The 21,199-nt window shown below is 25.3% G+C and carries 19 protein-coding genes; 8 read left to right on the forward strand and 11 right to left on the reverse strand.

Going from position 1 to position 21,199, the window contains the following annotated elements:
• Nucleotides 1-99: 99 nt before the first annotated feature.
• On the reverse strand, nt 100-606 hold the full coding sequence (locus KQI36_RS05960) for a hypothetical protein (protein WP_216450072.1): 507 nt from the start codon (nt 604-606) through the stop codon (nt 100-102).
• A 133-nt stretch (nt 607-739) separates the two neighbouring features.
• A complete protein-coding gene (locus tag KQI36_RS05965) occupies nt 740-2,080 on the reverse strand; it encodes a VanW family protein (protein ID WP_216450075.1) in 1,341 nt (446 codons plus the stop codon).
• 245 nt (nt 2,081-2,325) lie between these two features.
• On the opposite strand from KQI36_RS05965, the gene KQI36_RS05970 reads away from it, so the two are divergent.
• Both KQI36_RS05970 and KQI36_RS05975 read left to right on the forward strand, forming a co-directional pair.
• Entirely contained in the window at nt 2,326-3,369 is a 1,044-nt protein-coding gene (locus KQI36_RS05970) for a M42 family metallopeptidase (protein WP_216450076.1), read from the forward strand.
• A gap of 302 nt (nt 3,370-3,671) precedes the next feature.
• Nucleotides 3,672-5,618: a YgiQ family radical SAM protein gene (locus KQI36_RS05975; protein WP_216450077.1), complete on the forward strand. Its 1,947-nt coding sequence runs from the start codon at nt 3,672-3,674 to the stop codon at nt 5,616-5,618.
• Between the two features lie 19 nt (nt 5,619-5,637).
• Here KQI36_RS05975 and KQI36_RS05980 read toward each other — a convergent pair whose 3' ends face one another.
• The gene (locus KQI36_RS05980) at nt 5,638-6,303 is read right to left on the reverse strand and encodes a hypothetical protein (protein WP_216450079.1); all 666 of its coding nucleotides are present in this window, start codon (nt 6,301-6,303) and stop codon (nt 5,638-5,640) included.
• Between the two features lie 234 nt (nt 6,304-6,537).
• Nucleotides 6,538-7,431 carry a YegS/Rv2252/BmrU family lipid kinase gene (locus tag KQI36_RS05985; RefSeq protein WP_010294296.1) on the reverse strand — a complete coding sequence of 298 codons (894 nt, stop codon included), beginning with the start codon at nt 7,429-7,431 and terminating at the stop codon, nt 6,538-6,540.
• 282 nt (nt 7,432-7,713) lie between these two features.
• Between KQI36_RS05985 and pssA the strand changes: the two genes are divergently transcribed.
• Nucleotides 7,714-8,229, forward strand: coding sequence for a CDP-diacylglycerol--serine O-phosphatidyltransferase (gene pssA, locus KQI36_RS05990; RefSeq protein ID WP_216450081.1), 516 nt, complete (start codon nt 7,714-7,716; stop codon nt 8,227-8,229).
• Nucleotides 8,230-8,357: 128 nt separating this feature from the next.
• Here pssA and KQI36_RS05995 read toward each other — a convergent pair whose 3' ends face one another.
• The 5 genes from KQI36_RS05995 to KQI36_RS06015 all read right to left on the reverse strand — a co-directional run bounded on the left by KQI36_RS05995 (nt 8,358) and on the right by KQI36_RS06015 (nt 14,306).
• Nucleotides 8,358-8,687: a hypothetical protein gene (locus KQI36_RS05995; RefSeq protein ID WP_010294299.1), complete on the reverse strand. Its 330-nt coding sequence runs from the start codon at nt 8,685-8,687 to the stop codon at nt 8,358-8,360.
• Between the two features lie 456 nt (nt 8,688-9,143).
• Nucleotides 9,144-10,232, reverse strand: coding sequence for a calcium/proton exchanger (cax, locus tag KQI36_RS06000; RefSeq protein WP_216450083.1), 1,089 nt, complete (start codon nt 10,230-10,232; stop codon nt 9,144-9,146).
• A 637-nt stretch (nt 10,233-10,869) separates the two neighbouring features.
• Entirely contained in the window at nt 10,870-11,748 is an 879-nt protein-coding gene (gene sdaAA, locus KQI36_RS06005; protein WP_010294302.1) for an L-serine ammonia-lyase, iron-sulfur-dependent, subunit alpha, read from the reverse strand.
• 3 nt (nt 11,749-11,751) lie between these two features.
• Nucleotides 11,752-12,435 (reverse strand): L-serine ammonia-lyase, iron-sulfur-dependent subunit beta, encoded by a 684-nt coding sequence (gene sdaAB, locus KQI36_RS06010; RefSeq protein WP_010294303.1) that lies wholly within the window; start codon nt 12,433-12,435, stop codon nt 11,752-11,754.
• 212 nt (nt 12,436-12,647) lie between these two features.
• Nucleotides 12,648-14,306: a nucleoside kinase gene (locus KQI36_RS06015; RefSeq protein ID WP_216450085.1), complete on the reverse strand. Its 1,659-nt coding sequence runs from the start codon at nt 14,304-14,306 to the stop codon at nt 12,648-12,650.
• 444 nt (nt 14,307-14,750) lie between these two features.
• On the opposite strand from KQI36_RS06015, the gene KQI36_RS06020 reads away from it, so the two are divergent.
• From KQI36_RS06020 to fba, 3 genes are all read left to right on the forward strand, one after another.
• Nucleotides 14,751-15,569 carry a DUF421 domain-containing protein gene (locus tag KQI36_RS06020; RefSeq protein WP_216450087.1) on the forward strand — a complete coding sequence of 273 codons (819 nt, stop codon included), beginning with the start codon at nt 14,751-14,753 and terminating at the stop codon, nt 15,567-15,569.
• 28 nt (nt 15,570-15,597) lie between these two features.
• Nucleotides 15,598-15,978, forward strand: coding sequence for a DUF4363 family protein (locus KQI36_RS06025; protein ID WP_216450089.1), 381 nt, complete (start codon nt 15,598-15,600; stop codon nt 15,976-15,978).
• Between the two features lie 253 nt (nt 15,979-16,231).
• Complete coding sequence (fba, locus tag KQI36_RS06030; RefSeq protein ID WP_216450091.1) at nt 16,232-17,179, forward strand: class II fructose-1,6-bisphosphate aldolase; 948 nt, start codon at nt 16,232-16,234, stop codon at nt 17,177-17,179.
• Nucleotides 17,180-17,351: 172 nt separating this feature from the next.
• Here fba and KQI36_RS06035 read toward each other — a convergent pair whose 3' ends face one another.
• The gene (locus KQI36_RS06035) at nt 17,352-17,618 is read right to left on the reverse strand and encodes a hypothetical protein (RefSeq protein WP_216450092.1); all 267 of its coding nucleotides are present in this window, start codon (nt 17,616-17,618) and stop codon (nt 17,352-17,354) included.
• Nucleotides 17,619-17,844: 226 nt separating this feature from the next.
• On the opposite strand from KQI36_RS06035, the gene KQI36_RS06040 reads away from it, so the two are divergent.
• Complete coding sequence (locus KQI36_RS06040) at nt 17,845-18,879, forward strand: nucleoid-associated protein (RefSeq protein ID WP_216450094.1); 1,035 nt, start codon at nt 17,845-17,847, stop codon at nt 18,877-18,879.
• Nucleotides 18,880-19,066: 187 nt separating this feature from the next.
• The gene (locus tag KQI36_RS06045; RefSeq protein ID WP_010294316.1) at nt 19,067-19,300 is read left to right on the forward strand and encodes a hypothetical protein; all 234 of its coding nucleotides are present in this window, start codon (nt 19,067-19,069) and stop codon (nt 19,298-19,300) included.
• Nucleotides 19,301-19,399: 99 nt separating this feature from the next.
• Here KQI36_RS06045 and KQI36_RS06050 read toward each other — a convergent pair whose 3' ends face one another.
• The gene (locus tag KQI36_RS06050) at nt 19,400-20,863 is read right to left on the reverse strand and encodes a methyl-accepting chemotaxis protein (RefSeq protein WP_216450095.1); all 1,464 of its coding nucleotides are present in this window, start codon (nt 20,861-20,863) and stop codon (nt 19,400-19,402) included.
• Nucleotides 20,864-21,199: the final 336 nt, after the last annotated feature.

The following is a 21,199-nucleotide window of genomic DNA, read 5'->3' on the forward strand; positions in this document are numbered from 1 at the left end:
TTTCAAATTTTTAACTATTATTATTTTAGCATATTTACTCAAAAAAAATAAGAAATAAGATTCTTCCTATTCCTTATAGCAATATATTATGAAACTGCCCTATTGAGATGCCGCCTCATTTTTAGATTTTAATTGTTTTTTTTCCTGTTCTATGGCTTTTTCCAAAGTTCCTTTTATCAGCTCTGGAAAGCTTGAACTAAATATTAAATGAAATTCTTTTCCCTTATCAAAAACTTTAATAACTATTTGTTTTTTCTTTGTTAACATATTAGTTTGAATTTTTTTTGTGCTTTTTATTTTATGATATTTTATATCAGATATTAATTCCTCTTTTTCATCATAAATTTTTATATCTCTTACATTTAAAACATTTATTGAAGTTTTTTTATCCTCTAATCCCTTAAAATCCAATGTAAAATTAGTAAAGTATAATGTCATTGTAGTTTCAACATTATTATGAATTTCTCCAAACCCATCTATATAATCTAAATCTCTTGTTTTAAATTGTATTCCCTTTTTCTTATCTAATTCAATAGATATTTTACAAACTATAAGTACACCAACTAATGCTATTAATATTGCTGTAACTATTGCTAATATAATCATAAAAACTTATCCCCTTTTTATCAAATTATTTGCTTAATTTTGAATATTTTAAATAACATGATAAATTATAACATATATATAAGTTTTTAGAAATTGTTTTTTAATAAAAATTTAACTTTTAGTTCATATTTTTTTATCTACCTTCAATAACTATATTTTCTACTTGCTTATATATATCTTTAGATATAAGTTTTTTTTCCACAAATTTACCATCTACATATATTTTTTTATAACTATTAACTTTGTACCCTGGCTTACCTGCTTTTTTTATATATCTCTCCCCTTTAGCCATACTAGAATTATATTTAATAAAATTTTTAGGCTTAATTATATCCTCTATATTCGTTTCAATTTCAAAGTGTTTTTTTGCCAAACTATTATTAGAATATATTTTAAATGTAACATAATTTTCATTTGCTTCACCATAAATATATACAGGATAATCCGTTGTATTTTTAAATTTCAAGTCCGAAGCACCATAGCTTACCATTGCATCCAATCCTAATGGAACATATTTAACTCGTAAACTGTGATTTCTTCTTTCTAAAACGTCTAAATCAGATTTTAATACAGCATTATATAATGTTGTAGACACCTGACATACTCCCCCACCTATATCTTCTATATATCTATTACCAGATATAACATTAGCTCTTTCATATCCTTTACTTGCTGTTCTAGGTCCAACTACATCATTAAAACTAAATGTTTCCTCTGGCATAAGCACTTTACCATTTATAGCTTCAGTAGCCAATTTAATATTTTTTTTTCTACTATATGCTGAATTCATAAACTCAGTTGAAAATTCAGTTATATTTCTATTTATAGTTTTTAACTTTTCTTTAGTTTTTTTAGGATACCATATAACTAAATTTCCAACTACATATGATTTTTCTTCTACTTTTTTTGATTTTATTTCTTTTAAAATATCCTTTTTTAATATATCACTTTCTAACTTAATCCCTGTAGCATCCTCAGTTATTTGTATGACGCCATTAGAATCTATTTTTATTTCGCTGTCTAATGGTTTTATATTAACATCACTTTCTATTGAATAAATAATACCATCTACTGCCTTTTCATTATACTTTAAATCAATATTAATGTAATTTTTATCACCTTTAATTAAAGTTATAAACTTTTTTAAAATATTTAAATCTTTGCTATAATTTATCGCTTCCTTTACAGCTTTTTGTATATCATATTCAATTCCTAATTCCTTAAAACTTATTTTAAATTCTTCTTGTTCAACTTGAATAATTATATTTTTATCTAATATCTTTTTCTCAAAATTTATATGTATTTTCTTTATTGCATCCTCTTCATTTAATTTTCCAATATATATATCCTCCACATATACATTGGGGTATACAACTTTTTCAAATGTTTTTACATATATGTTGATTGCAACTATTGTAATAATAATTATACTTACAGCTATTAATAAATATTTTTTCTTAAACATACTCAACATTAAAATTTCTCCCTTATTAAACAATATTGACCACAGCACTATTTTTACTGTTACTAATATATTTATATTAATAATTTATTTATATAATACTTTTTATTATTTTAGATTAAAGACAAATTTTCTCAATATTTTTAAAATACTAGATTTTCAATTTATTTTATGTTAATATTGAAATTAATAGAAAATATGTTTACAATTTCTTAACAATATTTTTTATATTCATATTAATTCTAAGAGGTGATATTATGCATAACATAGATGTAATTAAAGAATATTTACAAAATATATTAACAATTCCTAGTCCAACTGGTTATTCAAAAAAAATCATGCCTTATATTGCTAACGAATTGGACAAACTAGGTATCAAATATAAACTTACAAATAAAGGAGCCTTAGTTGCTACTATAAAAGGTAAAAATGATAACTATCAAAAAACATTATCTGCTCACGTCGATACATTAGGTGCAATGATTTGCGGTATAAAAGGAACTGGTACACTTTCCTTAACTCAACTTGGTGGGTTCATGATGAATTCTATTGAAGGAGAAAACTGCACAATAGAAACTGTTTATGGTAAAACTTTTGAGGGAACAATTCAAACCATAAAACCATCTGTACATATAAGTGGTGGAGATGCTAAAGAACTTAAAAGAGTTGCTGAAAACTACGAAGTTGTTATAGATGAAAAAGTTTCTTCTAAAGAGGATGTTGAAAAACTAGGCATTAATGTTGGAGATTTTATTTGCTTTGATACAAGAACTAGATTTACTGAAAGTGGTTTTATAAAATCAAGACATTTAGATGACAAAGCTAGCGTTGGAATTTTACTATATACTTTAAAATATATTGTTGAAAATAAAATAGAACTTCCTCATACTATAAATGTATTTATAAGTAATTATGAAGAACTTGGTCATGGTGCTTGTGCTGGAATACCAGCTAATACAAAAGAATTTATCGCTGTTGATATGGGTTGTCCAGGACTTGATCAAAATTCTACAGAATTTGCATGTTGTATAGCTGCAAAAGATTCCTCTGGTCCATACGATTTAGACTTAAGAGTAAGATTAACTGATCTTTGCAAAAATAACAATATAGACTACAGAATAGATACATATCCATCTTACGGATCTGATGCATCTGCTGCATTAAGAGCTGGATATGATATAAAAGCCGCTTTAATTGGCGCTGGAATATTTGCATCTCACGGATATGAAAGAACTCATATGGATTCAGTATTAGCTACTATAGATTTAATTCTTAATTATGTTCAAGAAAAAGTTAAATAAAATATAATAATAACTAATATATTTTAATAAAAAGGTGTTTTAAAATTACATATAATTTTAAAACACCTTTTTATTAAAATACTAAACAGTAAAAATTATTTTTATTTATATTTTCTTTATGTTATGTTAATATTGATAATGCATTTAAAATAATTACATATACAATTTTTTGTAATATTTTCTAAAGTACCGAACTTAAAATTAGAATTTATATAAATACATATGAAATAGCTTTTTTTCTTAAATATTTTAACAAACTAAATTGTTTGTACTTTTGAATTCTAATTAGATTGGAGGATTTTATGACTTTAAACAATGAATTTTTACCTATAAGTAAAAATGACATGAAAAAACGTAATATAGATCAACTAGATTTTATAATAATTACTGGTGATGCATATATAGATCACCCTTCTTTTGGTACAGCTATAATCGGAAGACTTTTAGAATCAGAAGGTTATACTGTAGGGGTTATAGCTCAACCTAACTGGAATTCTGTAGATGATTTTAAAAGATTAGGAGAACCTAGACTTGGATTTTTAATAAATTCAGGAAACATTGATTCTATGGTTAATCACTATACTGCTGCAAAGAAAAAAAGAAATGATGATTTTTATTCTCCTGGTGGTAAGTCTGGGCATAGACCTAATAGAGCTGTAATTGTTTATTCCAATAGAGCTAGAGAAGCCTATAAACATGTTCCTATAATAATTGGTGGTATAGAAGCAAGTCTTAGAAGATTTTCTCATTATGATTATTGGGATGATAAAGTTAGAAAAAGTATTTTACTAGATTCTAAAGCGGATTTATTAATATATGGAATGGGTGAAAATCCAATAATAGAAGTTGCCAAATTTTTAAGTTATGGAAGCTCAATTGAAAGATTAACTCATGTTCGAGGAACTTGTTATGTTTCTAAAAGCATTGATCATCTTAATGATTATATAATGTTGCCTTCTTTTGAAGATGTTTCAACAAACAAAAAATCTTATGCTAAAAGCTATAAACTTTACTCTAAGGAACAAGATTATGTGTGGGGAAAGACTATAATTGAACCTTGCCAAGATAAATATGTAGTTCAAAATCCACCACAAAAACCATTAAGTGAAGATGAGATGGATAAGGTTTATAATCTCCCTTATACAAGAACATATCATCCTATATACGAACCTATGGGAGGTATTCCAGCTTTAAATGAAGTTAAATTCTCAATAACAAGTCATAGAGGATGTTTTGGAAGTTGTTCTTTTTGTGCACTAACATATCATCAAGGGAGAGTAATCCAAAACAGAAGTCAAGAATCTATAATTAAAGAAGCTAAAACACTAACTGAAGATAAAGATTTTAAAGGTTATATACATGATGTTGGTGGTCCTACAGCTAACTTTAGACATAGAGCTTGTAAAAAGCAAATTAAACATGGTGTCTGCAAAGATAGGCAATGTATGTTCCCTACACCTTGTAAAAATTTAATTGTAGACCATACTGAATATCTTAGTTTATTGAAAAAAGTAAGAAACTTACCTAAAGTAAAAAAAGTATTTATACGTTCTGGAATACGTTATGATTATTTAATTGAAGATAAAAACACAAAATTTTTCCATGAACTTTGTGAGCATCACATAAGTGGTCAATTAAAAGTTGCTCCTGAGCATATAAGTGACAAAGTATTAGCTCAAATGGGAAAACCTAAACAAGAAGTTTATGATAAATTCAGGAAAAAATATAACGATATAAATACTAAATTAGGCAAAAAACAATTTGTTGTTCCATATTTAATGTCTAGTCATCCAGGTAGTACACTAAATGAAGCTATAGCTCTTGCACAATATATTAAAACTATGGGACACATGCCAGAACAAGTACAGGATTTTTATCCTACTCCAGGTAGTCTTTCAACTACAATTTATTACACTGGTATAAATCCTATAACAGAGGAAAATGTATATGTCCCAAAGGCTCAAAAAGAAAAAAATATGCAAAGAGCATTATTACAATTTGAAAACCCTGATAATCATAGTATAGTTAAATCTGCACTTATTAAAGCTAATAGAGAAGATTTAATTGGATTTACTCAAGATTGTATTATAGGTCCTAGACCAATTAAACGTAAGGGATATCAAGGTAAAAATAAAAATGTAGCAAAAATTGAAAAGAGTTCAAAAACTGATAAAAAGGCTAAAGGAAAGAAAAACAATAGTAAAAATTCTCTTTCAAAAAAATCAAATAAAAAGGTATATAAAAAATAAAAACTGGTAAATCCAGTTTTTATTTTTTATAACTTATCTTAACTTTTTTCTTAAACTTAGATAAAGAATATACTAAAGTTATTACCCAAAATAGTTCCCCTATTAATTTCACTCCAAAGAAAAGACTTCCTAATAAACTTATCAGTATTGTAAGTATCATAGTCAATGATGATATCATACTAAAAATTATCCCTATTTTATTAGAATATTTAAAACTATAAGCTTTTATTGATACAATTAAATATATTGTATTTATAATAGATAAAATTATATATAAACCATAATCTTTCTTCAATGTTATTATATACCCATATATATCGGATATATTTGTGTTTATTGGTGATTTTATTGTTATATAAAGATAAGTGCCTGTAAAAATAATCAATAATATATAGAAATAGCTTAATTTAATTTTTTCATTTCTTGATACCATATATATAGTCACAAATCCAATTATTGGTATATATATAATTTCTAAAAACATTATAGGTTTTAACATATATAAATATAATGGTCTTTCATTTACAAAAAGTACTATCAATGATATATATCTTAACAAAACTAATATAAGTGCACATAACGTTATATATTTTATTTTTTTAGGTGCATAACATACGGATGTTGTTATACCATCATAAATCAATAAAATCATAGTAAATAATAATCCTAAGTAAATATAATCCATATTCTCCCCCTAACTAACTTCATTTATTTTATAAAAATCACTTTTAATTTTTTCTTATATTCTTAATAAATAAACTAATTAATTTAAAATTCTTTTGATTTTGCAATTATATTTCTTTAATAAATTATATTGAAATTAATATTTACTTATGACAACTTATATAATCTAATCAATTTATATCATTTTAAAAATTAAAAGCATCTCAAAATTACTAATTAATTTTGAGATGCTTTTCTATATTTCATAAGCATAACCTAGCACTTTAATTGCTTTTTTTTCACAAGTTATTCTTAGTGGAAATTGTGGACCTGGCTCACCATCTATATCTGTAGCTATATCTTCTTCACAATGTACTGTTAATTCATCTGTTTTAAAGCACATTACTCCATCCATTTCATATATCCCTCTTTTTTTAAGCATAATAAGCAAATTATTTAATGCATTTTTCATTATATCACTTTTTATTATAATCACATCTAAAAGACCATCATCTGCTTCTGAGGATTGTGCTAATCTTAAATTTCCTGCGGTCTTACCATTAAATATAAGCATTAAATACATTGTTCCATCAAAAGTAACATTTGATGACTCAACTTTTACCCCTAATTTTCTTATATTAGGTATTTCTTCTAATCCCTTTATATAGTAAGCCATTTTTCCCATGGTATTTTTTAAATGTAAATCAGTCTTTTGCGACACATCTGTAAAAATCCCCGTACTTGCTACATTAACAAAATACTTATCATTTACCTTTCCTAAATCCAAATATTTTTCTTTACTATTTAGTATTTGATATAAAGATTTTTCAACATCTTCTGGCATTCCTACAATATTTTTTGCAAAATCATTAGCTGTCCCAACTGGTAACACTCCTATTGGCAAATCAATATCTCTCTTTTTTATTTGATTCACTACAGAATCTATAGTTCCATCTCCACCAGCTATTAATATATAATCAAAACTTTCATCTATATTAGCAAAAGCTTGAGATATAGGCTCTTCCCTTCCTATCCTATATGGCTCAACGACAAATCCATATTGTTGATGTATCCTAATAACTGTATCCAATTCTTCCAATATAGAATTTTCACCAGAATACGGATTATAAATAAATTTCACTTTTTTCATAATATCCTCCTCTAAGCCATCTTCACTGTTCTATTTTTATGTACAACACATCTATTTTTTAATATTAGTTTTTTCTAAATTCAAATAATTTATCACGGTATAATTTTAACCTTTACTAATACTTTTCTCAAGAGTATTACAAAATTTTAAATTTTTTATTTTAAATTTAAAATCTTATTATATATAAATTTAAATTTATTTATAGTATAATAGTCCTTGCTATAATATTTTTAATAGACTTTTTTCTACATTAAAAATCAATTCAATTCGAGAGGTGATTTTATGCAAAAATCGTTCATACCAAACAGTCTTACATTTGGTAATTTGATTTGTGGTGTTCTATCAATTCAATTTACTATGCAGGGTAATTTTAAAGTTGCAGCAGCACTTATATTGTTAGCTGGCGTATTTGATAGATATGATGGAACAGTTGCGAGATTTCTTGGAGTAGACAGCCCTTTAGGAAAAGAACTTGATTCTTTAGCTGACTTAGTTTCTTTTGGGGTTGCTCCTTCTTTATTAATATTTACACTATGTAAATTATCTTCATTAGGTATGATAGGTTATATTACACTAATAATATTTCCTGTTGCCGGTGCTTATAGGCTTGCTCGTTATAATACAACATCTGACTTTAACAATGTATTTACTGGCATACCTATTACAATAGCAGGTAGTTTTATTGCAGTGTATGCTTTATTTATTGAAAATAATATACCACCAATGTCTTTTTCTGTAATATTAATGATTATTTTTTCTGGACTTATGGTTAGTAAATTACAAATAAAAAAGAGATAAAAATTAACATTAAACCTATAAAATTGATGTAGATTAAAAAAGTTTACATATTTAAATATGCTAATTAAATATACCTTAAAAAGCATGATTATATTTAAATCATGCTTTTTTTATAATTTTATGTATTTCTATTCTGTTCTTTTTAGTTGATTTTCAAGCTCTATTCCAACAAAAGTACTATTGGATATTTGCCCTATAGCATCTGATTTTGTATTCATATATCTGTTATAGCACTTAACTGTATAATCTAATGAATCTATAATATTATCTATAACTTTTCCTAATTCATTTGATCTTTTTAACGCATCTTTAACTTCAGCTTTTTTAGCAAGAGCCATATTATTATAATCATTTGCTGAAGCTACCAATAATCTATAAGCATTACTAGTAGAATTTAGTAGTGTAGTTAAATTAGTTATATCTTTATAATACTCATCTATTACGCTTCTATGACTCATATCATCACCTTACTTTAGTAGTTATACTCTTAATATATTAGTAAATGTACTTATTTATGATATATATTTATATGTTTATATATTAGAAATCTTTAAATTATATTAAGTTATCATATATTAAATAACCACAAATATAAAGTGGAGAGTTGTTACAAACAATTCTCCACTTTATATAGAGTTGCTTTTAATTTTTAAAGGCCTAAACTTTATATAAAAACAAGTTTCCATTTAAATTTATTTAATAACTTTAAAATATTTTTATATAACTTTATATAAACTCTAAGTGTTTCCTTGGTTACTATTTTCTACTTTTAAACCTTTAAATGAATATTTTTTAATTCAAATTATAACTCAATGTTTTTAAAGTTAAAATATCTTTTCGTAATAAAATACCTTTGGTTTCACTTATTTCTAAATTATATTTTTAATACTTTACTTTATATTTTAAACTTATAATTATCCTATATAATAATATGCTATAGTTATAATCACATAAGTTGATGTTAGTATCACTCCTTCTATCCAATAAGTTTTACCATCTTGAAATACAAAATATGATATAGCTAATGCTATTATAAGCATTATTATTTGGAAATTTGAAAAAACTAAAGTCATATTAAGCCCCATAAAAAGTGATATAATTATCAGAAGTGGTATAACAAATAATGCTATTTGTATACTTGAACCTATTGCAGTTTCAAGACTACAATCTATTTTATTATTTAAAGCACAAACTATACTTGTAGCATTTTCCCCAAAACTTCCGAGTAGTGGTATTAAAACTATCCCTATGAACTCCTGAGATATTTTATAATTATTTACAATTAAATTTACATTTAATATTAATTTTTCACTTATAAAATAAAGTAAAACTGATACTATTAATATCTTAATAAAAATTATAATACATTCCTTAGATATTTTTTTCTCTGTTTCTTTACTTTCTCCATCTGATGCCAAAAATAAATTTTTATGAGTGTATAAGGAAAATATTAATCCAAGTATATATATAAATATTAATACTACAGACACAATAGAACTTACAATTGCTATTTGATTATCTTCTAACAAAGTATTTCCTTGAAGTGAACTTATTATTATTATTGAAGCTATAGCTACAAATAATAAATTAAAATTAGTTCTTGCCATTGTTTTATTGAATATTTGTTCTTTATATTTCATTCCCCCACAAATTATAGAAATTCCTAGTCCTAATAATAAATTTGTTATTACAGCTCCCATAAGTCCTGCTTGCGCCATAGCCACCATTCCATATCTTATGGACCACAATCCCATCATAAGTTCTGGAAGATTTCCTACTGTAGCAGCTAATAATCCACCTTTTTTCTCACCTATATAATAAGTTATTTTTGATGTCTCATTTCCTAACAATATAGCTAGTGGTACCATAGCACATGAATATAAAAACAAGTTTAAAATAAATGATGATGTATTTATAAATATTAATATTATTGCTATCACAATTGGTAGCATAAATTTTAATAAACTTAAATTCTTATACATATTTCTATCCTTAGCTTCCATTGTGTCCCCCCTATTAAACCTTTTAAAAGGAAACCTATACTTATCTTAGTTTATACTTATTGTTATAATTTTTTTTAATTATAAATTTAGTTCAAACATTTTATTTTATATTTTAAAATAGGATTCTTATTTATAGGATTCTTATTTAATAGTTTAATTTACTATAGTTTTTTTATTTATATAAAAAATCTCAATTCATTAAAAATATAAAAAACAAACAAGTTTTTCAATAGATAATTTTAAAATTAAACTTGAAACCATATAATTTATTTTAATAACTTTAAAGTTTTTTTATATAAATATAATATTAATTCTTAATAGTTTTTGAACATTTCTTATTATTTACGGTATCCAAATTCTTAGAACAATCCTTGTTTAAAATAAATTTTTAATATAGATTTATAATCTTAAATTTTTTTCATAAATGAATAAGTTTAAATTAAACTTAGAACTGTATATAAATTAAGATTTTAGATTTAAATATCCTTTTATTGCCTGGATACTGTTAATTTTATAACATAGATTTCAATATTATAGATATTATTCTATTAATAAACTATTCAATATTTGACAAAATGACACAAAAAAACTCTATTAGCAATTGCTAATAGAGTTTTTTACTTTAAATTATGTACTACTAATCTTCTTTTAAAGCTTTCTTTCTTAATTTTAATCCACATGGAGTTACTGCAAGTCCGCCTAATGCAGTTTCTCTTAATGCAGCTGGCATTTCTCTTCCAATTTTGTACATTGCAGCTATACAATCATCAAATGGAATTTTGCTTTCCACTCCAGCCATTGCAAGTTCTGCAGTTGTTAAAGCGCTTACTGCTCCAGCAATGTTTCTTTTTGCGCATGGAATTTCAACTAATCCTGCTATTGGGTCACAAACTAGACCTTCTACATTTTTAATAACTATTGCAGCAGCATCAAATGCCATTTTAGGAGTTCCACCCATCATTTCAACAACTGCTGCTGCTGCCATTGATGCAGCACTTCCACATTCAGCTTGGCATCCACCTTCGGCTCCAGCTAATGTAGCATTTTTAGCTATTAATACACCTACTCCTGATGCAGAATATAATGCCATTATTATATCTTCATCTGATTTATTTAATTTTTCTGCAGCTGTTAACACAACTCCAGGAACTATACCACAACTTCCAGCTGTAGGCGCAGCAACTATTTTTCCCATAGCCGCATTTATTTCTGATGTAGATAATGCTCTAGCCATAGCCTTAACCATAACATCTCCACATAAAGTTTCATTGTTTTCTAAATATTTTTTAATTTTAACAGCATCTCCACCGATTAATCCACTAACAGATATAACTTCTCTGTCCATAGCTTCTTGTGCTGCTTTTTTCATTACTTCTAAATTGTTAGCCATTTTTTTCATTGCTTCTTCACGACTAACACCAGTAAATTCTATTTCTTGTCTTATAGTGTACTCAGCAATGCTAATATTTTCTTTTTCACAAATTTCTATTACTTCTAATGCAGTATTTACAAACATGGTTTATTCTCCTTCCTTAGGTGGTACTATTTGATCAACACTAGTTATACCTTCAATAGCTTTTATACTATCTATTATCTTGTTATCAATTATATGATCTACTTCAACAACCATAGCAGCTGCTAATCCTTTAATTTTTCTATAAACATTCATTGATGCAATGCTTATTTCTTCTTTGTAAAGTATAGTTGTCACTTTATAAATCATACCTGGTGTATCTGTGTGATTTATTATAAGTGTTGGATATTCCCCAGTAAATCTTAAGCTTTGTCCTTCAACTTCAAATATCTCTATATTTCCACCACCAATAGATGATCCTACAACAGTAACATCATTACCTTTATCTGTGGTTAATATAAATTTAACAGTGTTTGGATGAACATCTTCACCTAAATCTACTTCCTCAAAAGTATACTCTAAACCTTTTTCTTTAGCTATTTCCATAGATGTTCTTAATCTTTCATCTTTTGGATCCATCCCTAATATTCCAGCTACTAAAGCTTTATCTGTTCCGTGACCCTTGTAAGTTTTTGCAAAAGAACCATGTAGTAAAAATCTAACTTTTTTTATATTTTCTCCACCTATCTTTGCTGCAATCTTTGCAAGTCTAGCTGCACCTGCAGTGTGCGAGCTAGATGGTCCTATCATTATAGGTCCTAAAATGTCAAAAGCACTATAATTCTTCATATATTTCCTCCTACATTGCTTTGTGGTAATAAATTTATAATAAATTTCTTGTTTTTAATTAAAACATAGAAATTTGTATCGTTTTTTTATTTTTTGACTATTCAATAGTTTAAAACTTAACAATTCATCTTTCAAGAATATTGTAATACTTTTTAATTTAATTTACAAAGGAAATGCAAGGAAAAACACCATGCACCTCCTTAAATAACACTTTAATATTGATAAAAACAACTACCTCCTATAAATTCTCTTATAATGGAATTATTAGGAACTAATTTCTCATCAATATCCTTAAAAAAATTTAAAAAGCTTATTAATCTTTTCGCTTCATAGTATACACTACTATTGCTATCTATTTGTAAAAGTTGTTCTAATGCATATTTTTTTAATACGGCTAATTCATACATAAGTGAAGAATTAAACATAATATCTGCATCTTCTTGAAATACAAATATATTTTTTTCTTCTCCTCTTCTTATTGATGGCCACATTTTTAAAGTTCGTTCAGCATCGCAACCTCGTGATAAATAATCTCTAACTATTCGTCTTATTATTCTCATATCCGTTGTTGCTATTCTATTATGGTCATCTAAATTAAGTTGTGTCAATGGGCTAATGTAAATTTTAAATTTTCTTTCTTTTTCAATTGAAGTGGTTAAAAGTTCATTCAAACCATGTATGCCTTCGACAATTAAAACTCCGTCTTCTGGAAGTTTCATTTTATTACCTATCCATTCTCTTTTTCCTGTTTTAAAATTAAAATTTGGTATTTCAATTTCACATCCATTTAACAACATTTTTATATGATCATTAAATAGACTTAAATCTAATGCATAAATTGATTCAAAGTCGTATTCTCCATATTCATCTAAAGGTGTTTGTTCTCTATTTACAAAATAATCATCTAGTGATATAGGTATAGGTTTTACACCATTTACTTCCAATTGAATTCCCAACCTTTTAGCAAAAGTTGTTTTACCAGAAGAAGACGGTCCTGCAATTAACACAATATTCGTTCTTTTATTTTTGCAAATCTCATCTGCAATTCTTCCAATTTTTTTTTCTTGATATGCTTCGCAAACTCGTATTAAATTTACTATATCTCCTTTTTCAATAACTTCATTTAATGTTCCACAATTACTAATTCCTACCAATTTAGCCCATTTTTCTGTTTCATAAAATATATTAGATAGTTGCCTGTAATTTTCAAAATATGGAATTTCAAAGTTTTTTTGATCTATTGGAAAACGCAATATAAAACCAGGATCATAATAAATTAAATCAAATTTTTTTAATGTTCCTGTAGAAAATGCCATAGGCCCATAAAAATAATCATATCGTCCATCTAATTCATATAATTTGACAATATCTTGATTTATGCTATTTAAAAGTTTTATTTTGTCATCCATATTATATGCTTTAAAAATATCTAGTGCTTTTTCCTTACTTACAGAAAATTTTTTTATAGGAATATCTCTTTCTATTAACTCTTTCATCCTATCTTTTATTAAATATATGTCATCTATATTAAGTTCTGTTTTTTTGTGAACTTCTCCAAAAATACCTTTACTTAATGAGTGTTCTATTGTTATCTTACTATCTTTAAAGATATCTAAAGTAGCTTTTATTAACACAAATTGAAGTGTTCTTATATAAGTCATCATTCCCATCTTATCTTCTATTCCTATAATATTAAAATCTCCACTTGTCATAATTTCACTTGAAAGCTCCAGTCTTTCATTATTTACACTACATAATACTATAGGTCCTTTTGAATCTAAATTATATTTTTTCACTATTTCTTGACCTGTAATTCCCTCATTAAATTCTTGTATATAACTATCTAAAATTTTTAATTTAATTTTTTTCATGTACACCACCCCAAATTTCCTCTATAAACTCTAAAATGCAAACTTAAATTAACTCAAATTTTATAAATAGATATTACTATTATATTGAAGCTAATATTTTTTGTATCTAATTTTTTTATTAATTAATATTATTTTAACCTATATTTTTTTCTTCATAACTATTTTAAATAAATACAATATTTTTTAATTTCAAAGTAATATTTTTCTTTTTTAAACACACAATATTATTAGCTATGTCCTTAATATAAATATTATCACTAAATGTATTGTTTTTTAACTACGTGGTTATATAAGGATATAATCTTATATTTTAGTTTATTCATCAAATCTTTGTTATGAGTTGATAAAAATAAATATAACTGTAATTAATTAAATTTTTCAAAACCAATATTTAAAAATCTAAAAAATAATCATTAACAATAAGAAGGGAGGTAATCATTTAAATTGATTATATCTTTAATAAGAACAATAATACTTTACTTTTTTTTACTTTTTATGATGAGAATTATGGGTAAAAGGCAGTTAGGTCAACTAGAACCCTTTGATTTAGTTACAGCTCTTATGATTTCTGAATTAGGAGTTTTACCTATGGAGGACAATCGAATTCCTTTAACAAATTCTGTAGTTCCTATAATAACAATTGTTATGTTACAAGTTATAACTTCTTTTTTACAACTTAAAAGTGAAAAAATTAGAAGTATTTTTAATGGTGAACCAAGCATCCTTATCAAAGATGGAAAAGTTGATATTGATGAATTAAAAAATCAAAGATTTAATTTAGATGATTTATTAGAAGAATTAAGATTAAATGGCTACTTTAATCTTGCTGATATCCACTATGCAATATTAGAAACTAATGGAACTATTTCTGTTATGCCAAAAGAGTGTATTGCTCCAATTACTCCTAAGCATTTAAATGTAAATATCAAAGATAAGCCTCTACCCCTGATAGTCGTAAGTGATGGAGTAATTAATAAATATAATTTATCTGAACTTCATCAAAATGAAACTTGGTTAAAAAAACAACTTAGAAAACATAACATTGACGATTATAGAAATGTTTTTATAGCTATTGTATATGATGATGATAAATTCTTTATTCAAGAAAAAACTCAAAAAGTAGATCATGATGCAACCTCTGTAGGGAAATGTAAAGATAAAAATGATGTTGTTAATAATGATACTAATATTAATGAAAGTAACCAAATTAAAAATGGATTGTCAGATTTTATAAAAAATAATAATAAAAAAGATAAAAAATAAATGAAAATTTTTAAAAGGGAGTAAAAAAATGAAAAAAATTATTTTACCTTTAACTATTTTTGTTATAATGCTTATAGGGATATATTATTCTACAAACTATACTATTAGTAGCTGTGAATATCTAATTGACCTAGCTACTGAAACTGAAGAATATATTGCTTTTAACCAATGGGATAATGCTTATATTAATTCTTTAAAGCTTCTAGATGATTTTGAAAAATCAATTCAATTTATATCTTTATTTTCTGATCATGAACATTTAGATAATTTATATATTGAAACACTTAAAGCAACTCAATTTATAAATGAAAAAGATAAATCACATTCATTATCGACAATTCATGCTATTAAAGGTTTAATTGAAGCTATGAAAGATGAAGAAAAAATAACACTTAAAAATATATTTTAGACTCTATTGTTGTACTCTATTTAACAATTATGATATATATTTATAAATTTGTGTTATTATTTTATATTTTTTTTAATAATTAGTATAGCAAAATAGCAAAATTATGTTATAATTATTTTAAGAAAATTTTGTTATTAACATTGCCATCTTAAAAGACAAAATACATATTCATAAATATAGTGTATAATAATGTATTTCAAAACATATGTATATTTAGTCATATTAAAATTATATAGTGAAAGGTGGAGTTATTATGGCTTTAGTTACTACTAAAGAAATGTTTAATAAAGCATTCCAAGGAAAATATGCTATTGGTGCTTTTAATATTAATGATATGGAGATCGTACAAGGAATAGTTGACGGTTGTAAAACTAAAAATTCTGCAGTTATACTTCAAGTTTCTGGAAGTGCTTTAAAATATATGAGACCTGATTATTTAAAATCTCTAGTAGATGCGGCAGTTAAAGAAAGTAATTTAGATATTGCTTTACATTTAGACCACGGTGATTCTTTAGAACTAGTTAAAAAATGTATAGAAGTTGGATTTACTTCAGTAATGTTTGATGGTTCTCATTATGAATATGAAGAAAATGTTAGACTTACTAAAGAGGTTGTAGATTATGCACATGCAAGAGGTGTTGTAGTTGAGGCTGAACTTGGAAAATTAGCTGGTGTTGAAGATGAGGTTAAAGTTGCTTCTCATGAAGCTACCTATACAGACCCAGACCAAGCTGTTGATTTTGTAAAAAGAACAGGTGTAGATTCATTAGCCATTGCTATTGGAACAAGCCATGGTGCTTATAAGTTCAAAGGTGATGCTAAATTAGATTTTGATAGATTAGAAACTATAACAAAAAAACTAGAAAATGATGGAATAAAAAACTTCCCTATAGTTTTACACGGTGCATCATCTGTTGATGAAAACTATGTTAAAATGTGTAACGACAATGGTGGAGAAATAAATGGAGCAAAAGGTGTTCCTGTAGAAATGCTTAGAAAAGCTTCATCTATGTCAGTATGCAAAATAAATATGGATACTGATATAAGACTTGCAATGACTGGTACTATAAGAAAATACTTAGCAGAAAATCCTAGTCAATTTGACCCTAGAAAATATCTTGGTGAGGCAAGAAAAAACATTCAAAGTTTAGTTGAAAATAAAATAGATACTGTTTTAGGTTCTGCAAATTCTATGAATTAATTTTAAAATAACTTTAAATAGAAGTTATTTAATGATGTTTCTTCTTAAAGTATTAGGTTCTAAATTTCCCTTACTAAAAATACTTTTAGAACCTATACTAACTTTATTATAATTTATACTAACAAAAATATCATGGGATTCCATGATATTTTTGTTATTTTTAAATTGTATTTTAACCTTCTGACTCTGATGTTAAATCTTCATTTTCTTTTCCACTCCCTAATTTACTAACATCATCTATTCCTATCATTGATTTAGTGTCTGATATAGCTTTTCTAGCTGTAGACTGTCCAAAATAGAAAGATATTATTACAGCAAATATAGTTACAAATTGCTCTCCACTTATATTGCCTTTTATAGATAAAATACAAAATGTAATTGTTAATAATATAGATATGAATCTTTTAATTCCAAAAAAATAATTTATAATGTCTTTCATAATATATCACCTAATTTTATTATTATATAATTATTGTTATGACTAATGATATGAATCAGTTACAATATCCTTAGTTAAATTAAACATATATAATTTTCAATATAATTCAAAGATTAAAATCATTTTTTTATGTTCCTTATTTATTTGTTTTCTTTCTACAAAAATTGTTATAATAAATCTTAGACATAAAATATGGTTTTAATATATTTTTTTAGGAGTGATTTTTTTGCAATATATAAAAGAAATTAACATAATTGAAGCTGTTATTCATGTTTTAGATAATAATAGTGATGAACCTATTCTAAATGAGTTTGCTTTAGAATTAAATGATGAAATATATGCCTTTTTAATGAAGCATATACAACGTTGCTTAAAGGATGAGGAATTAAAATATGCTTTTTTCTCTGAAGATAGAAATATAGTAAAAGAACTTTCTCAAGAATTTCTAAATGGTGAAAATAATATTATAAACGTATCTAAGGAATTTGCAAAACAAATGTTTATGCTTATGCGTTCCAAAGGAAATATTCCATCTTGTGACTTAGTTACAGTAAGCTTTACTACAGAATACGGATTATTCATATGTATTTTTAAAATGGATTATATAAAAAATTATATGCATACAATTGAATATGTAGACAACAAAATAGGTATAGATATAGTTCCTCAATTTACAGGCCTACCTTCTTCTAGTTCTAGAATACAAAAATGTGCTTTTATCAAAACTATAGATACTGATAATGAATTTGATCTTATGATTATTGATAAACAAAGTAAAAATAAGAATGCTGAAGACTACGGTTCTAACTACTTTATTGATAATTTTTTAGGTTGTAAAATAATTGATAATGAGCGTGACATGACTAAAAATTTTGTTAAAGTTGCAGAAAAATGGACTAAGAATAACTTTAATGAAAATGCTTCAGATCAAGAAAAAGTAAGAAGTCATATAAAACAATCTTTAAAAGAGGAAAATATAGACTTGAATCAATTTTCTGAGGAGGCTTTTAAAGATAATGATGAATTAAAAGAAAGTTTTAAAACTTTTGCTAAAGAACAAGGGGTTAGTGAAAAAATAACTGTAGATAAAGAATGGGTAGAAAAAAAATTAAAAAGAATAAGATTAAAGATTGATAAAGACCTTGATTTATATATTTCAGAAGAAGCTTATAGGGATTTAAATAGGTTTGAAATAAAGCGTAATGGTGATGGTAGCATTAATATGGTTTTGAAGCATATTATGAATTATGAAGAAAAATAATTTTAAAGCTTTTATTATATTTTATAAAAATTAGTAAAAACTATTCTCATAATATTAATCTATAGATTGTATTATGATTTTCTATAAATGAATTCATTACAATTAAAGGATTTAATACCAAACAAATCTAATTATAGATTAAACCTTTCAAATATTTTTGATCTTAATTACAAAAGGGGGAGCCATTATGTCTGATTATAATAATGATCAAATTAAAAATATCGTATCAGGAGTTTTAAAAAGCGATAGATTTGCTGTTACTCCTTTAAGCAATCAAGATTGTGACGCATATGAAATTAATATCAAAGGGGAAAAATATGCCACATTCAAGGTTTCTAACAATCCAATTGCTACTAACAACACTATTATTGAACAGGGCACTCTTGAAAATGGTGAAAATTGGATTTTAGAACTTAAATAATTGCCTTATAAAATTATTATTTAAGTTAAAAAAGTGTATTTAAAATTACTATAGTAATTTTGAATACACCTTTTTTATCTTCATTATATATTTATATATTTAAAATACGGTATTTTTTTCTTTTTCTAAATTAACTGCTATACTTTTTATTTCTTCCAGTTTTCCTATTATTTCAAAAGATAAATTTTCAGCTTTCTTAGCGTTATTTAAAGCATTACTCTTATCACCTTTTTCTATATTCTCCTCCACTATATGCCCCATGTTATGAAGCTGTTTATGTGTTTCATCTATATTAGTCCAAACATCCAAAACCTTTTTATTTAACGGACTAACAGAATTATAAAAATGTCCAAACCCACATTTATTACCATCCATTTGCAATGGTATAGCTTTCATATTTTTTGCCATCTCCTTAATATTATTAACCCAATTTTTATGAGCACTTATAGCTAAATCTATATTAGTTATAAAGTCATCATTAGAAATCTTAAATATTTCTTCACTACCTATTTCACCACTAACTTTGGCTAATATAGAGACTTCATCTTCTATTTTTCCTAATTCCAATCCTACAGTCATTATATTTGAAGCTTTATCATCTATAATACTTGAAATGTCATTAACTCTATTACCATCTGTAGTTATTACATCTACAGTTGCATTAATCTCCTCAACTGCTGCACTTACCTCACTCATATTATATGTAACACTTTCTATACTATTAACTATACTCTTTATTGCATTTTTACTCTCATCAAAGGAATTAGCTATTTTAGTTGTATAACCTTCTAGTTTTTCTATAGAATCTACAGTATTAGTAACACTTTCACTACTTTTTATTGAAGAATTCTCTATCTTATTAACAAAATCTTGAATTACTTCTAACTGATTAGTTGTGTTTTCTGATAAACTTCTTATTTCTTCTGCTACAACCGCAAATCCTCTTCCATTTTCCCCTGCTCTGGCTGCTTCTATACTAGCATTTAAAGCTAATAATTTAGTATTATCCGCTATATTATATATTCCATCTAATATATTTCTCATCTCATCTATTACTACAGATAAATTATCCATATTATTTTTCATAATTGAAGAATTTTCTGTAACTTCTTCATTTACCTCTAATATTTCTTTTAAAGTAGTACTACTATTTTCTAATGTTTCATCTAAAAAATCTGTTTTATTCATTATATTTTCTAAAGCTCCAGTATTACTAGAAATAGCAGCAGATACCTCCTCTATACTAGCTCCAGTTTCTTCTATAACAGCTGCTAAATTTTCCGAAGACTCTTTTAATCCATTTGATGTTGTTTTAAGTTCTTTTGCATAATGTACTAATTCTACATTAAAATTACTTATTTTTGTAGATAATCCAAGTACTCCTTTAATTAAATTTTCAACTTTTGACGCCACCTTTAATATACCACTAAAAATTTTACAAAAAAATTTTATCTCACTCGCTTTACTTAAGTCATTTAAATTTTCAATACCTTTTATATCTTTTTCTTTATAAAATTCTTTTAATACATTTAATTGTTTTCTTAATTTTGATACACCTAACATAAAATTCTATCCCCCTAAATACACTCACCTAAAATTGAAATTTATTTTATTAATTAATAAATATTATTAATTAATAATTATTATACCACATATTCACATTATAGTTAATATTTAATTTTAAATATTAATGTAAATAATATACTTTTCAAAAATAATTTTTAATTGTCACTTAAATACCTTAATTTAAATTTATAATATAATTATATATTCGTATATAATTATATTTTCATAAACATTGCTTTATACCCATATTTTGTTAAGAACAATTTTATATATATAACCCTAATTGTGTTATAATAATTCATATAAAAAACCTTAAAATATTTTAATATGGTA

It is taken from the genome of Clostridium senegalense (assembly GCF_018916625.1).
GTDB classification, from domain to species: domain Bacteria; phylum Bacillota; class Clostridia; order Clostridiales; family Clostridiaceae; genus Clostridium_J; species Clostridium_J senegalense.